Source organism: Escherichia sp. E4742 (assembly GCF_005843885.1).
Lineage (GTDB): Bacteria > Pseudomonadota > Gammaproteobacteria > Enterobacterales > Enterobacteriaceae > Escherichia.
This window is the reverse complement of sequence record NZ_CP040443.1, coordinates 981,334-994,431: the sequence shown is the minus strand read 5'-3', so window position 1 is coordinate 994,431 and position 13,098 is coordinate 981,334. Positions and strand designations below refer to the sequence as shown.

Here is a 13,098-nt window from a genome sequence, read left to right as displayed (position 1 = left end):
AAAGGTAAAGAAATATGAAAACTCACGATGTTGACAGCCTCTGGGATAATCTGATGGATGAGTATTTTTTTTGTAAGTCGTTACGGAGAGCCACGGAGTGGAGTTATCGCAAGGTGTTGTCGGGGTTCCGGAAGTTTGTTGGTTTTCACCGGACTCCTGACAGCATTGTTCGTCGTGATGTTCAGGAATGGCGTCGTTTTGTGCTGAAAGATCAGGGGTTAACTTCCCATACCTGGAATAACAAGGTGAGGCACATGCGTGCGATTTATAACTTTGGAGAAGAATCTGGGTTGATCACTGTTTCAGAAAATCCTTTTAGTGGCATGCTGGTTAAGCAGGAAAAAAGGCGGAAGAAAACGCTGACAAAAGCGCAGATCACGCGGGTTGTGCTTATTCTGCAGCAATTTTCGGAAGCAGAGAATCAGCACGCCGGACTTTATATCAAATGTGCCATAAGGCCGGCGTGGTTCTGGCTGACGGTGGTGAATACCCTGCGTTACACAGGAATGCGTCTGAATCAGTTACTGCATTTACGTCTGAAGGATGTTTGTCCGGCAGAAAAATGGATCGATTTACGGGCTGAAGGTAGTAAAACTCACAGAGAATGGCGTATTCCGGTTGCGCGTCAGTTACAGCCACAACTGCAGAAACTACTGGATGAAGCCGTCAGACGGGGAGCCACACCGGAAGACTATCTTTTCCACTACAAGCGTTTTGTTGTGCCGGTGTCAGAAGCAAAACGTATAACGGGTCTGCCGGATGAGCAGCCTGTGAAATCGTTTTTCCGCAGATTATCTCAGGAGTGTGGTTTTCAGGTGTCTCCACATCGTTTCAGACATACACTGGCGAGTATACTGATGAGCACTCCGGAGCGTAATCTTCACCTGGTAAAAAACATGCTCGGGCACCAGAATGTATCAACCACAATGGGATATGTGGAAATGAATCTGGAGACTGCCGTACAGGCACTGGAGCATGAACTGGAGGTGTTTACTGACAGACTGTAATTGCAGGCAGATTGACAATCCGCTGAAGGGTTGTAATCATATATAGTGATCGAGAAAAGGGAGCATGCGGCTAACATGCTCCCATTCGAGAAGAAAATCATGATGTACATGAAGCAGACTCACGACATCTGACACCTTCCCGATGACACCCGTCAGGTTTCTCACTCCTGACCAGTGGCTTTGATGTAAGGTGGTGCCCGGACTCGGAATCGAACCAAGGACACGGGGATTTTCAATCCCCTGCTCTACCGACTGAGCTATCCGGGCAACGGGGCGCATTAAACCTGATTCGCCTCGTCTCGTCAATCAAATTTCTTCAATTTACGGCAGACTGCACAATCTATCATCAGTTTGCCGTTATCGCTCGTAATGTCAGGCAAACCAGGTGGTCCAGGCAGCGGAAAGCGGCATTGCCAGTAGCAGAGCGGGTAGCATGTTGACCACCGGAAACATTTTTATGCCGCAAATGCGTAAGCCGGTTGCCAGCAGCAATAAACCACCTACGGCGCTGAAGTCCGCCATCATCGACGGTGTGGTCAGCGGTAATATCAGCGCAGCAGCCCATGCCAGCGTTAACTGGATGATGAGCAATGGAATACTAATCACCGATACCGCAATGCCAAGTGAACAGGCGAAGATCATCGCTGTAAAGAAATCAAGAAATGACTTGGCGATTAAAATACTCGGATCGCCTGTCATCCCTTCATTCATCGCGCCGAAGATCCCGGTGCCGCTGGCACAAAACAGGACAATAATCGCGACAAAATTCTGAATAAAAGATTCATGCGCAGGTTTCTTGCTCGAGTGACGAAACAGATTTTGCGCTTTGGCGACCGCTGTATTGACTCCTTTCTCCAGCAGACAAATTTCGCCGATTAATGCCCCGAGTAGCGTAGCTAAAACCATCGCCGGAAGGTTGGCACATTTCACGACCAGTAAAATACCAATCCCCAGCGATGCCAGGCCAAAAATGGACGTCATTGAGACGCGGATACGTTCCGGTAAACGTTGGCTAAGCAGTGCGCCGAGAACGCCACCCAGTAATACTGCACTAGCGTTGATAAAAGGGCCGATGACCACAAGAGTTCCTGTTAACTGTATTGTTTGATTTTCTTATTATGAACTTTTTGCCCCGTTTATGGCTTGTCTGGCCGCAAAGTCCTGGCTTGCGCGCTTTAGCGAAAGGTGCCATGATTGCGCGAATTTTCTCCTCTCTGTACGGAGCTTGCCTGATGCACGCCGCCTCCTTACATTCTTTCGCTTATCGCCGTTTCGCGCGAAATGTCTCCTGTTCTGTGACGCTGCTTTTTATGCGGTGACGTTAACGTATGCTCACTGCAGGGCAACAGTAAAATCAGAGCGTTTCTGCTTTTACTGATGTCTGGCGGTCGGAGCTGGTGACCAGTTTGACCCATATCTCATGGGGCAGGGTTTTCCACCTTGTCCGGTATTCTTACTTCCCCGAAACGGGTTTTGCGCTTATGAAATCAATGAATATTGCCGCCAGTAGTGAACTGGTATCCCGACTTTCTACTCATCGCCGCGTGGTGGCGTTGGGAGATACTGATTTTACGGACGTCGCGGCAGTCGTCATTACCGCTGCGGATAGTCGTAGCGGCATCCTTGCGTTACTTAAGCGCACCGGTTTTCATCTGCCGGTGTTTTTGTATTCTGAAGATGCGGTTGAATTGCCCGCGGGCGTTATGGCTATCATCAACGGCAATGAGCAGCAGTGGCTGGAGCTGGAATCCGCAGCCTGTCAGTATGAAGAGAATTTGCTACCGCCATTTTATGACACGCTGACCCAGTACGTTGAGATGGGCAATAGCACCTTTGCTTGTCCTGGGCATCAACATGGTGCGTTCTTTAAAAAGCATCCTGCCGGACGCCATTTTTACGATTTCTTTGGTGAGAACGTCTTTCGCGCCGATATGTGTAACGCTGACGTAAAATTGGGCGATCTGCTTATTCATGAAGGTTCCGCAAAGGATGCGCAGAAATTCGCCGCCAAAGTCTTTCATGCCGATAAAACCTATTTTGTGCTGAACGGCACATCGGCAGCGAATAAAGTGGTAACGAATGCGTTGTTAACGCGTGGTGATCTGGTGCTCTTCGACCGTAACAACCATAAGTCGAATCATCACGGTGCGCTGATTCAGGCGGGGGCGACGCCGGTCTATCTGGAAGCCTCACGCAACCCATTCGGTTTTATCGGCGGGATTGATGCGCACTGTTTTAATGAAGAGTATCTGCGCCAGCAAGTTCGCGACGTTGCGCCAGAAAAAGCCGAACTGCCGCGCCCGTTCCGCCTGGCGATTATTCAGTTGGGAACCTATGACGGCACTATCTACAATGCCCGCCAGGTGATCGATACCATTGGGCATCTGTGTGATTACATTCTGTTTGATTCTGCATGGGTCGGTTACGAACAGTTTATCCCGATGATGGCAGATAGCTCGCCGCTGCTGTTAGAACTTAACGAAAACGATCCGGGGATCTTTGTTACCCAGTCGGTGCATAAACAGCAGGCGGGATTCTCACAGACGTCGCAGATCCATAAAAAAGATAACCATATCCGCGGACAGGCGCGTTTTTGCCCGCATAAGCGGTTGAATAATGCCTTTATGCTCCATGCTTCTACCAGCCCGTTCTACCCGCTGTTTGCCGCGCTGGACGTTAACGCCAAAATCCATGAAGGGGAGAGTGGGCGTCGGCTGTGGGCTGAGTGTGTTGAGATAGGGATTGAAGCGCGGAAAGCGATTCTTGCGCGCTGTAAGATGTTCCGCCCGTTTATTCCACCTGTTGTTGATGGCAAATTGTGGCAGGATTATCCGACGTCAGTGTTAGCCAGCGACCGCCGTTTTTTCAGTTTTGAGCCGGGGGCGAAGTGGCACGGCTTTGAAGGATATGCCGCGGATCAGTATTTTGTTGATCCGTGCAAGCTGTTACTTACCACGCCGGGTATCGATGCCGAAACCGGCGAATATAGCGATTTTGGCGTTCCAGCGACGATTCTGGCGCACTATCTGCGTGAGAACGGCATTGTGCCGGAGAAGTGCGATCTCAACTCCATTCTGTTCTTATTAACTCCGGCGGAAAGCCACGAGAAGCTGGCACAGCTGGTAGCGATGCTGGTGCAGTTTGAACAGCATATTGAGGATGACTCGCCGCTGTCTGAAGTGTTGCCGAGCGTTTATAACAAATACCCGGTGCGCTATCGCGACTATACCCTGCGCCAGTTGTGTCAGGAGATGCACGATCTGTATGTCAGTTTCGACGTCAAAGACCTGCAAAAAGCGATGTTCCGCCAGCAGAGTTTCCCATCAGTAATGATGAATCCACAGGATGCGCATAGCGCTTATATTCGTGGTGAAGTGGAGTTGGTGCGCATTCGTGATGCCGAAGGGCGAATTGCGGCGGAAGGCGCGCTGCCGTATCCACCTGGCGTGCTTTGCGTGGTGCCAGGAGAAATGTGGGGCGGAGCGGTCCAGCGTTATTTCCTTGCGCTGGAAGAAGGCGTGAATTTGCTGCCGGGATTTTCGCCGGAGCTACAAGGTGTCTATAGCGAAACCGATGCGGATGGTATGAAACGGTTGTACGGTTATGTGTTGAAGTGAGAATAAAAAAACGGGTCACCTTCTGGCGACCCGTTTCTCTTTGCGTAATTAGTGGCTAACAGTTTGTGTACCGGCAGGGACACGAACGTGTTTGTATTTAAACATCGCCATGAACGCGAAGGCCAGAATCACGGAGTAACCTGCGAAAATCAGCCATACGGTCTGCCAGTCGGTAATGCCGTTTTGGGTGTACATCTCAACCACTTTACCGCTCACGATGCCACCGAGGATACAGCCGAAGCCGTTGGTCATCATCAGGAACATCCCTTGCGCACTGGCGCGAATCGCCGGGCTAACTTCTTTTTCGACAAACACCGAACCAGAGATGTTGAAGAAGTCGAACGCACAGCCGTAAACAATCATCGACAGAACCAGCAGTACGGTACCGAACGGAGTCGGGTCGCCGTAAGCAAACAGCGCAAAACGCAGGATCCACGCCACGATACTGATCATCATTACGTTCTTAATGCCGTAGCGGCTTAAGAAGAACGGGATGGTCAGAATGAACAGGGTTTCAGAAATCTGCGAAATCGACATGATGATTGACGCATGCTGCACAATAAAGCTGCTGGCGAACATCGGATCTTTGTCGAAGCTGTGCAGGAAGGTATTACCGAACATGTTGGTAATCTGCAGTTCCGCGCCCAGCAGCATCGAGAAGATGAAGAAAATCGCCATACGCTTGTTTTTAAACAGCGCGAATGCATCGAGGCCGAGCAGCGTCGTCCAGCTCTGATTAGCTTGTTGTTTAGCAACCGGAATATACGGCAGCGTAAAGGTAAACAGCACCAGAACGGCGGAGAGTGCTGCGCCAATATACAGCTGCATGTGGCTCAATTCAAAGCCAGACAGGCTTACCACCCACATCGCCATGATAAAGCCGATGGTGCCCCAGATACGGATTGGCGGGAAATCAGTCACAATATCCAGCCCGGCATTTTGCAGGCGATAGTAGGAAATCGTGTTGATTAACCCAAGCGTTGGCATATAGGCAAACGAGTTAATCAATATCACGAGGAACATCGCCTCCGGCGTGGTGACTTGCGCCGCCATGAAGAGAGTGATCGCACCAATAGTGTGACAAATGGCGTAAACCCATTTCGCACTTAACCATTTGTCGGCCACAATCCCCAGCAAAGCAGGCATAAAGACCGCAGCGATACCCAGAGAACTATAAACTGCGCCAATGGAAGCACCGTCGAACTTCAGGGTAACGAACATATATGAGCCCAGGGTCGTCAGCCAACTTCCCCACAGGCAGAACTGCAGAAAAGAGAGGATTTTCAGCTGCAGCTTAAGATTCATGTTAATTTCCTCACATCATGATGCGGATGAGTGTTTTAAAAAGCACATTTGACCGTGCAAGATGATGCGATTCTATCAACTTCGCGGACTGTTTTTTTGTTACCCGTGGCAAATAATTGCAAATAATATCGTTTTGCAAAACATAATTGTGATGTAGATAACACTTTTGCCCCTGAACATCGTCAAGGGGCAATAAGTGCAATTATCGGCGACGGTAAGATTTTTGCGCCGTGTTCACTTTATAAAGATAGCGGCGAGATTCCGCAGACGGATGGCGGGTAGTCAGCGTCTGATAAACATCGCCCGGCGTCATAGTATTTATAATAGCGGCAGCCTGAATTTTATCGTTCGAGAAGACGCGTAATACGCTGCCTGCACCACCGTTATAGGCGGTGATGACGGCATAACGCCGCGATGTTGGGTTATCAATGCCGCCGAGATAAACATTATTCAGCATCGCCAGATACGCGGTGCCGGTATCAATATTGCTGGCAGGATCAAACAAGAAACTGCGACTTGGCGTACCGGATTTCCCCTGCGAACGGAACACATCTTTCCCGGCGGTGTGTTGTACCACCTGCATTAATCCCAGCGCGTCGGAACGGCTGACCGCATACGGGTTAAAGGAAGATTCGGTCTGCATAATCGCCAGAATCAATGACTCATCGACGCCATATTTCCGTGATGCCTGGCGGACCATGCCGAGATATTTGTGCGCACGTTTATCAAGGTGGTTCGGCACCATGTTAATGGTGACGCTGTAGATGATACGCAGCCCGTTGCTGCGGCTTTTCAGACGGTTTTTCAGCAGATAATCCGCGAAGTTGCTTGCGCGACCTTCCCAGCGAATCGGCTGCCCGGTGTTGTCCACCACCTGACCGTAAAGGAAAGGTTCTTTCGAAATCGTAATATCATCAACGTCGGAATAGAGATCGACCGAACTCGGATCGTCGCCCATCAATAATGTTTTGATTATTGCCCGGCGCAAATGCGCAGCAGGTTCTGTCCCGGCGATGGTTTCGATAGTAATCGTGCCGTCATCAAAGTTGATGTGGCTGCGGGTCTGATATTGATCGGTGTATTTCACGTAGTCCTTAGGACCGGCGATCACCACCTCTTTGAATCCCCAGATGTTCTCAATATTGTGGGCAAATTGCCCCATCAGAATATCAAAACCGTTGGTATCTTTGACCCAGGCTTCATTATAGGTATCGCCTTTTTTGGTCGTCGAACAGGAGATGAGCAACGGCGCAATCAAAGCCAGCGCGAGATATTTTTTCATCATTCCGGGTGCGTGTTGTGTTTGTTTTTATGCAAGTTGCCGGAGACGTGCTCCGGCACTGTTTTTATTTTTTATCTTCCGGCGTATAGCCCTCGATATGCACCTCTTTACCTTCGAACAGGAAGTTAACCATCTCCTGTTCCAGCAGCTTGCGGTGCTCGGCATTCATCATGTTGAGTTTCTTTTCATTAATCAGCATGGTTTGTTTGTGCTGCCACTGCGCCCAGGCTTCTTTGGAAATCTCGTTGTAGATGCGTTTTCCCAGTTCGCCGGGGTATAGCTGAAAATCCTGACCTTCTGCTTCACGCTGCAGGAAAGTACAAAAAATCGTTCTGCTCATAAATTATCCTCTTATCGACTCACGCGCTAAACCGGCGCGCCAGTGCGTAACTGCTGTAACAAACGCTCCACGGGAGCCGCCAGGCCAACTGACGGCGGTTGCGCTAAGTTATACCAGAGCGCATTGCCTTCATCCATGCAACTGGTGAATGACGACACGGGAAGCCACATAGGCACAATATCTAAATGGAAATGGCTGAAGGTATGCCGAAACGCGGTCAGTTGCGTCAGGTTGTCGGCATTGATCTGCCGTTGCGCCAGCCATTGCCGCAAACTTTCTTCGTCGGTAAACTGCGGGAAACAGTATAAACCGCCCCACAATCCGCTCGGCGGGCGCTGCGCCAGCAATACTTCATCTTCGTGCTGTAAGAGCAAAAAGTAGCCGGTGCGCTCCGGCAGCGTCTGTTTCGGTTTTTTGCCCGGATAAAGCGACCAGCTATTGTTGGCGGCGGCAATACATCCGTTTTGTAGCGGACAGAGCGAGCATTTCGGCTTCGAACGCGTACAAATCATCGCGCCCAAATCCATCATCGCCTGATTAAACCGCTCCACGCCAACCGCGGGCGTCACCTGCTCGCTCAAACTCCATAGTTTATTCTCTACCTCTTTTTTCCCTGGCCAGCCGCTTACAGCATAGCAGCGCGCCAGCACGCGTTTGACGTTACCGTCGAGAATCGGAAAGTGCTTACCCAGAGAAAGCGAGAGAATCGCGCCCGCAGTGGAACGCCCGACGCCCGGTAACGCCGCAACTTCCTCAAAGGTTTCCGGGAATTTACCGCCGTGTAAGGTGGCAACTTGCTGTGCAGCTTTATGCAGATTGCGCGCGCGGGCGTAATAGCCAAGCCCGGTCCACAAGTGGAGAACTTCGTCCAGTGGCGCATTGGCGAGATCGGTCACCGTCGGGAAGCGCGCCATAAAGCGTTCAAAATAGGGGATTACGGTCGCAACCTGAGTTTGTTGCAACATCACTTCTGAGAGCCATACTTTGTAGGGCGTCTTGTCAATTTGCCAGGGCAGCGTTTTCCGCCCGTATTTATCGTACCAGTCCAGAACCTGGGCTGAAAATTGCGACGCTTGCATGGTCACCGAATTCACTGTTGTTGGGGGCAAGATTGCAGCACAGCAGCGGCGGGGTGTAAACCGGAACTTTCCGCAGCTAGGGCCTTATCATGCTTGCATCCGGCAACTAACTTTGGATAATGCCCGTTTTCAGAACACTTTCACAAGCGACTAAATCTTTATGAAAAACGACGTCATCTCACCGGAATTTGATGAAAACGGCCGCCCGCTGCGCCGTATCCGTAGTTTTGTGCGCCGCCAGGGGCGACTGACCAAAGGCCAGGAACATGCGCTGGAAAACTACTGGCCGGTGATGGGCGTTGAGTTCAGCGAAGATATGCTGGATTTCCCTGCGCTTTTTGGCCGTGAAGCGCCGGTGACGCTTGAGATTGGTTTTGGCATGGGGGCGTCGCTGGTGGCAATGGCCAAAGATCGCCCTGAGCAGGACTTCCTCGGCATTGAAGTGCATTCACCGGGCGTAGGTGCGTGCCTGGCTTCCGCGCATGAAGAGGGCTTAAGCAACCTGCGCGTGATGTGTCATGACGCGGTTGAAGTGCTGCATAAAATGATTCCTGACAATTCATTGCGCATGGTGCAGCTCTTTTTCCCTGACCCGTGGCACAAAGCGCGCCATAATAAACGCCGTATCGTTCAGGTGCCGTTTGCCGAACTGGTAAAAAGCAAACTGCAGCTGGGTGGCGTATTCCATATGGCGACCGACTGGGAACCTTATGCGGAACATATGCTCGAGGTGATGTCTTCCATTGACGGTTATAAAAACCTGTCAGAGAGCAATGATTACGTACCGCGTCCGGCATCACGTCCGGTGACGAAATTTGAACAACGTGGTCATCGTCTTGGTCACGGAGTATGGGACTTAATGTTCGAGAGGGTGAAATAATGGCAAAGAACCGTAGCCGTCGTCTGCGTAAAAAAATGCACATCGACGAATTCCAGGAATTAGGATTTTCGGTGGCATGGCGATTCCCGGAAGGTACATCGGAAGAACAGATTGATAAAACCGTTGATGACTTTATTAACGAGGTTATCGAACCGAACAAACTGGCCTTTGACGGCAGCGGTTATCTGGCCTGGGAAGGTCTGATCTGCATGCAGGAAATCGGCAAATGCACCGAAGAACATCAGGCGATTGTGCGTAAGTGGCTGGAAGAGCGCAAACTGGATGAGGTACGCACCAGCGAACTTTTCGACGTTTGGTGGGACTAAGAAAGCATACGGGCGATGACAAATGCAAAACTGCCTGATGCGCTACGCTTATCAGGCCTACAAAGATGGACGATCGAGTAGGCCAGATAAAGCATTTACGCCGCATCCGGCATGGACAACGTGTACTTTGTTATCAATCTGGGGCCAGCAAATGCTGGCCTGATTTGTTCTTGAGGGAAGACTATGATGCGCAAAATGCTGCTGGCGGCAGCACTTTCAGTGACGGCAATGGCCGCTCACGCCGACTACCAGTGCAGCGTCACGCCGCGTGACGATGTGATTGTCAGCCCGCAAACCGTGCAGGTGAAGGGCGAAAACGGCAATCTGGTGATCACGCCAGACGGCAACGTGATGTACAACGGCAAACAATATTCTCTGAACGCTGCCCAGCGCGAGCAGGCGAAGGATTATCAGGCCGAACTGCGCAGCACGCTGCCGTGGATTGATGAAGGTGCGAAAAGCCGCGTAGAGAAAGCACGCGTTGCGCTGGATAAAATTATCGTTCAGGAGATGGGCGAAAGCAGCAAAATGCGCAGCCGTCTGACCAAACTGGATGCGCAGCTGAAAGAACAGATGAACCGCATTATCGAAACGCGCAGCGATGGCCTGACGTTCCACTATAAAGCCATTGATCAGGTTCGCGCCGAAGGCCAGCAGTTAGTGAATCAGGCAATGGGTGGTATTTTGCAGGACAGCATTAATGAAATGGGCGCGAAAGCGGTGCTGAAAAGCGGCGGTAACCCGTTACAGAATGTGCTGGGAAGCCTGGGCGGTCTGCAATCCTCAATCCAGACCGAGTGGAAAAAGCAGGAAAAAGATTTCCAGCAATTTGGCAAAGATGTTTGTAGCCGTGTTGTGACTCTGGAAGACAGCCGTAAAGCCCTGGTCGGGAATTTGAAATAATCCTCTAGTTTAAGACGGCATAATGCTTTTTTATGCCGTTTAATTCTTCATTTTGTTACCTGCCTCTAACTTTATAGATCTCCAAAATCTATTCACAAAGTAAATTGTTTAACGTCAAATTTCCTATGCAAAGCTAAGGGATAATATGTAGCGTTCACGTAACTGGAGGAATGAAATGGAGTTTTTCAAAAAGACGGCACTTGCCGTACTGGTTATGGGTTTTAGTGGTGCAGCATTGGCATTACCCAATATCACCATTTTAGCGACTGGCGGGACGATTGCCGGTGGTGGTGACTCCGCAACCAAATCTAACTACACAGCGGGTAAAGTTGGCGTAGAAAATCTGGTCAATGCGGTGCCGCAACTGAAGGACATTGCGAACGTTAAAGGCGAGCAGGTCGTTAATATCGGCTCCCAGGACATGAACGATAATGTCTGGCTGACACTGGCGAAAAAAATTAACACCGACTGTGATAAGACTGACGGCTTCGTTATTACCCACGGTACCGACACGATGGAAGAGACTGCTTACTTCCTCGACCTGACGGTGAAATGCGACAAGCCCGTGGTGATGGTTGGCGCAATGCGCCCGTCCACGTCCATGAGCGCAGACGGTCCATTCAACCTGTATAACGCGGTAGTGACCGCAGCTGATAAAGCCTCCGCCAATCGTGGTGTGCTGGTGGTGATGAACGACACCGTGCTTGATGGTCGTGATGTCACCAAAACCAACACCACTGACGTAGCGACCTTTAAGTCTGTTAACTACGGTCCGCTGGGATACATTCACAACGGTAAGATTGACTATCAGCGTACCCCGGCACGTAAGCATACTGGCGACACACCGTTCGATGTCTCTAAGCTGAATGAACTGCCGAAAGTCGGCATTGTTTATAACTACGCTAACGCATCCGATCTTCCGGCTAAAGCCCTGGTAGATGCGGGCTATGATGGCATCGTTAGCGCTGGTGTGGGTAACGGCAACCTGTATAAAACCGTGTTCGACACTCTGGCAACCGCCGCGAAAAACGGCACTGCGGTAGTGCGTTCTTCCCGCGTACCGACGGGCGCTACCACTCAGGATGCCGAAGTGGATGATGCGAAATACGGCTTCGTTGCCTCCGGCACGCTGAACCCGCAAAAAGCGCGCGTCTTGCTGCAACTGGCTCTGACGCAAACCAAAGATCCACAGCAAATCCAGCAGATCTTCAATCAGTACTAATCATTTCGCCCCGGCATCGCGCCGGGGCTTATTCACTTCAGACTCACGTCCATTGCCAATTTTCATTACCCTAATGATAATCACCAGAATAAATTATTCCGCGCGAGGGTGTTCCGGTGAAAAAGCAATGGATTGTAGGCACGGCGCTGCTTATGTTGATGTCTGGTAATGTCTGGGCCGATGGCGAACCGCCAACTGAAAATGTCTTAAAAGATCAATTCAAAAAGCAGTATCACGGCATTCTCAAGCTTGAAGCCATCAGCTTAAAAAATCTTGATGCCAAGGGTAATCAGGCCACCTGGTCAGCGGAGGGCGATGTCTCCTCCAATGACGATCTCTATACCTGGGTCGGTCAGTTGACAGATTATGAACTGCTGGAACAGACCTGGACGAAAGATCAGCCCGTAAAATTTTCGGCGATGTTAACCAGCAAAGGAACGCCCGCGTCTGGCTGGACGGTGAACTTTTACTCTTTTCAGGCGGCAGCCAGCGATAGTGGGCGGGCGGTCGACGATATTAAAACGAATAATAAGTACCTGATTGTGAATAGCGTAGATTTCAATTATCGCTTTAGTCAGCTTGAGTCAGCGTTGAATACGCAGAAGAACTCGATTCCTGCGCTGGAAAAGGATGTAAAAGAGCTTGATAAGCAAATGGTTGCGGCGCAGAAAGCAGCAGATGCATATTGGGGAAAAGATGCAAATGGCAAGCAAATGACTCGCGAAGACGCCTTTAAAAAAATTCACCAACAGCGTGATGAGTTTAATAAACAGAATGATAGCGAGGCGTTCGCGGTTAAATATGACAAAGAGGTTTATCAACCGGCGATTGCGGCATGTCATAAACAGAGTGAAGAGTGTTATGAAGTGCCGATTCAGCAGAAACGGGATTTCGATATCAACGAACAACGGCGACAGACTTTTCTACAATCACAAAAACTCAGCCGTAAATTGCAGGATGACTGGATAACGCTCGAGAAAGGGCAATATCCATTAACGATGAAGGTTTCAGAAATAAACAGTAAAAAAGTCGCGATTTTGATGAAGATCGACGATATCAACCAGGCCAGCGATCGCTGGAAAAAAGACACCGAAGAATTACGGCGCAATGGAGTGATTAAATAATTATTGCGATGAC

At 50.2% G+C, this 13,098-nt stretch carries 13 protein-coding genes and 1 tRNA gene; 8 read left to right on the top strand and 6 right to left on the bottom strand.

The window, feature by feature from the left end; translation table 11 throughout:
* The first annotated feature begins 14 nt into the window (after window positions 1–14).
* A complete protein-coding gene (locus tag FEM44_RS04740) occupies window positions 15–1,007 on the top strand; it encodes a tyrosine-type recombinase/integrase (RefSeq protein ID WP_135521057.1) in 993 nt (330 codons plus the stop codon).
* A 191-nt stretch (window positions 1,008–1,198) separates the two neighbouring features.
* Here the strand turns inward: FEM44_RS04740 and FEM44_RS04735 are convergent.
* A tRNA-Phe gene (locus FEM44_RS04735) sits at window positions 1,199–1,274 on the bottom strand.
* Window positions 1,275–1,379: 105 nt separating this feature from the next.
* Window positions 1,380–2,087, bottom strand: a complete 708-nt coding sequence (locus FEM44_RS04730; protein WP_135521059.1) for a DUF554 domain-containing protein — start codon at window positions 2,085–2,087, stop codon at window positions 1,380–1,382.
* A 152-nt stretch (window positions 2,088–2,239) separates the two neighbouring features.
* Between FEM44_RS04730 and FEM44_RS25950 the strand changes: the two genes are divergently transcribed.
* Together FEM44_RS25950 and speC are read left to right on the top strand one after the other, a co-directional pair.
* Entirely contained in the window at window positions 2,240–2,326 is an 87-nt protein-coding gene (locus tag FEM44_RS25950; protein WP_420899808.1) for a hypothetical protein, read from the top strand.
* A gap of 162 nt (window positions 2,327–2,488) precedes the next feature.
* Complete coding sequence (speC, locus tag FEM44_RS04725) at window positions 2,489–4,624, top strand: ornithine decarboxylase (protein ID WP_135521061.1); 2,136 nt, start codon at window positions 2,489–2,491, stop codon at window positions 4,622–4,624.
* 48 nt (window positions 4,625–4,672) lie between these two features.
* Here speC and nupG read toward each other — a convergent pair whose 3' ends face one another.
* From nupG to mutY, 4 genes are all read right to left on the bottom strand, one after another.
* Window positions 4,673–5,929: a nucleoside permease NupG gene (gene nupG / locus FEM44_RS04720; RefSeq protein ID WP_064529710.1), complete on the bottom strand. Its 1,257-nt coding sequence runs from the start codon at window positions 5,927–5,929 to the stop codon at window positions 4,673–4,675.
* A gap of 202 nt (window positions 5,930–6,131) precedes the next feature.
* Complete coding sequence (gene mltC / locus FEM44_RS04715; RefSeq protein WP_135521077.1) at window positions 6,132–7,211, bottom strand: membrane-bound lytic murein transglycosylase MltC; 1,080 nt, start codon at window positions 7,209–7,211, stop codon at window positions 6,132–6,134.
* Window positions 7,212–7,275: 64 nt separating this feature from the next.
* A complete protein-coding gene (locus FEM44_RS04710; protein ID WP_000091700.1) occupies window positions 7,276–7,551 on the bottom strand; it encodes an oxidative damage protection protein in 276 nt (91 codons plus the stop codon).
* Between the two features lie 26 nt (window positions 7,552–7,577).
* On the bottom strand, window positions 7,578–8,630 hold the full coding sequence (gene mutY, locus FEM44_RS04705; RefSeq protein ID WP_135521063.1) for an A/G-specific adenine glycosylase: 1,053 nt from the start codon (window positions 8,628–8,630) through the stop codon (window positions 7,578–7,580).
* Between the two features lie 160 nt (window positions 8,631–8,790).
* Here mutY and trmB point away from each other — a divergent pair, with 160 nt between their 5' ends.
* From trmB to FEM44_RS04680, 5 genes are all read left to right on the top strand, one after another.
* Window positions 8,791–9,510: a tRNA (guanosine(46)-N7)-methyltransferase TrmB gene (gene trmB / locus FEM44_RS04700; RefSeq protein ID WP_000786911.1), complete on the top strand. Its 720-nt coding sequence runs from the start codon at window positions 8,791–8,793 to the stop codon at window positions 9,508–9,510.
* Window positions 9,510–9,836 (top strand): YggL family protein, encoded by a 327-nt coding sequence (locus FEM44_RS04695; protein WP_001107564.1) that lies wholly within the window; start codon window positions 9,510–9,512, stop codon window positions 9,834–9,836. Before trmB ends, FEM44_RS04695 begins: the two co-directional genes overlap by 1 nt.
* Before the next feature lie 183 nt (window positions 9,837–10,019).
* On the top strand, window positions 10,020–10,739 hold the full coding sequence (locus FEM44_RS04690; RefSeq protein ID WP_135521065.1) for a DUF2884 domain-containing protein: 720 nt from the start codon (window positions 10,020–10,022) through the stop codon (window positions 10,737–10,739).
* A gap of 175 nt (window positions 10,740–10,914) precedes the next feature.
* Entirely contained in the window at window positions 10,915–11,961 is a 1,047-nt protein-coding gene (gene ansB / locus FEM44_RS04685) for an L-asparaginase 2 (RefSeq protein WP_135521066.1), read from the top strand.
* Between the two features lie 116 nt (window positions 11,962–12,077).
* Window positions 12,078–13,085 (top strand): DUF1202 family protein, encoded by a 1,008-nt coding sequence (locus FEM44_RS04680; protein ID WP_135521068.1) that lies wholly within the window; start codon window positions 12,078–12,080, stop codon window positions 13,083–13,085.
* Window positions 13,086–13,098 lie beyond the last annotated feature (13 nt).

Excerpts from the sequence above, each read along its gene's own strand:
- FEM44_RS04740 (WP_135521057.1), top strand. The coding sequence starts at position 15 with ATGAAAACTCACGATGTTGACAGCCTCTGGGATAATCTGATGGATGAG.
- FEM44_RS25950 (WP_420899808.1), top strand. The coding sequence starts at position 2,240 with ATGCACGCCGCCTCCTTACATTCTTTCGCTTATCGCCGTTTCGCGCGA.
- speC (WP_135521061.1), top strand. The coding sequence starts at position 2,489 with ATGAAATCAATGAATATTGCCGCCAGTAGTGAACTGGTATCCCGACTT.
- nupG (WP_064529710.1), bottom strand. The coding sequence starts at position 5,929 with ATGAATCTTAAGCTGCAGCTGAAAATCCTCTCTTTTCTGCAGTTCTGC.
- mltC (WP_135521077.1), bottom strand. The coding sequence starts at position 7,211 with ATGAAAAAATATCTCGCGCTGGCTTTGATTGCGCCGTTGCTCATCTCC.
- FEM44_RS04710 (WP_000091700.1), bottom strand. The coding sequence starts at position 7,551 with ATGAGCAGAACGATTTTTTGTACTTTCCTGCAGCGTGAAGCAGAAGGT.
- mutY (WP_135521063.1), bottom strand. The coding sequence starts at position 8,630 with ATGCAAGCGTCGCAATTTTCAGCCCAGGTTCTGGACTGGTACGATAAA.
- trmB (WP_000786911.1), top strand. The coding sequence starts at position 8,791 with ATGAAAAACGACGTCATCTCACCGGAATTTGATGAAAACGGCCGCCCG.
- FEM44_RS04695 (WP_001107564.1), top strand. The coding sequence starts at position 9,510 with ATGGCAAAGAACCGTAGCCGTCGTCTGCGTAAAAAAATGCACATCGAC.
- FEM44_RS04690 (WP_135521065.1), top strand. The coding sequence starts at position 10,020 with ATGATGCGCAAAATGCTGCTGGCGGCAGCACTTTCAGTGACGGCAATG.
- ansB (WP_135521066.1), top strand. The coding sequence starts at position 10,915 with ATGGAGTTTTTCAAAAAGACGGCACTTGCCGTACTGGTTATGGGTTTT.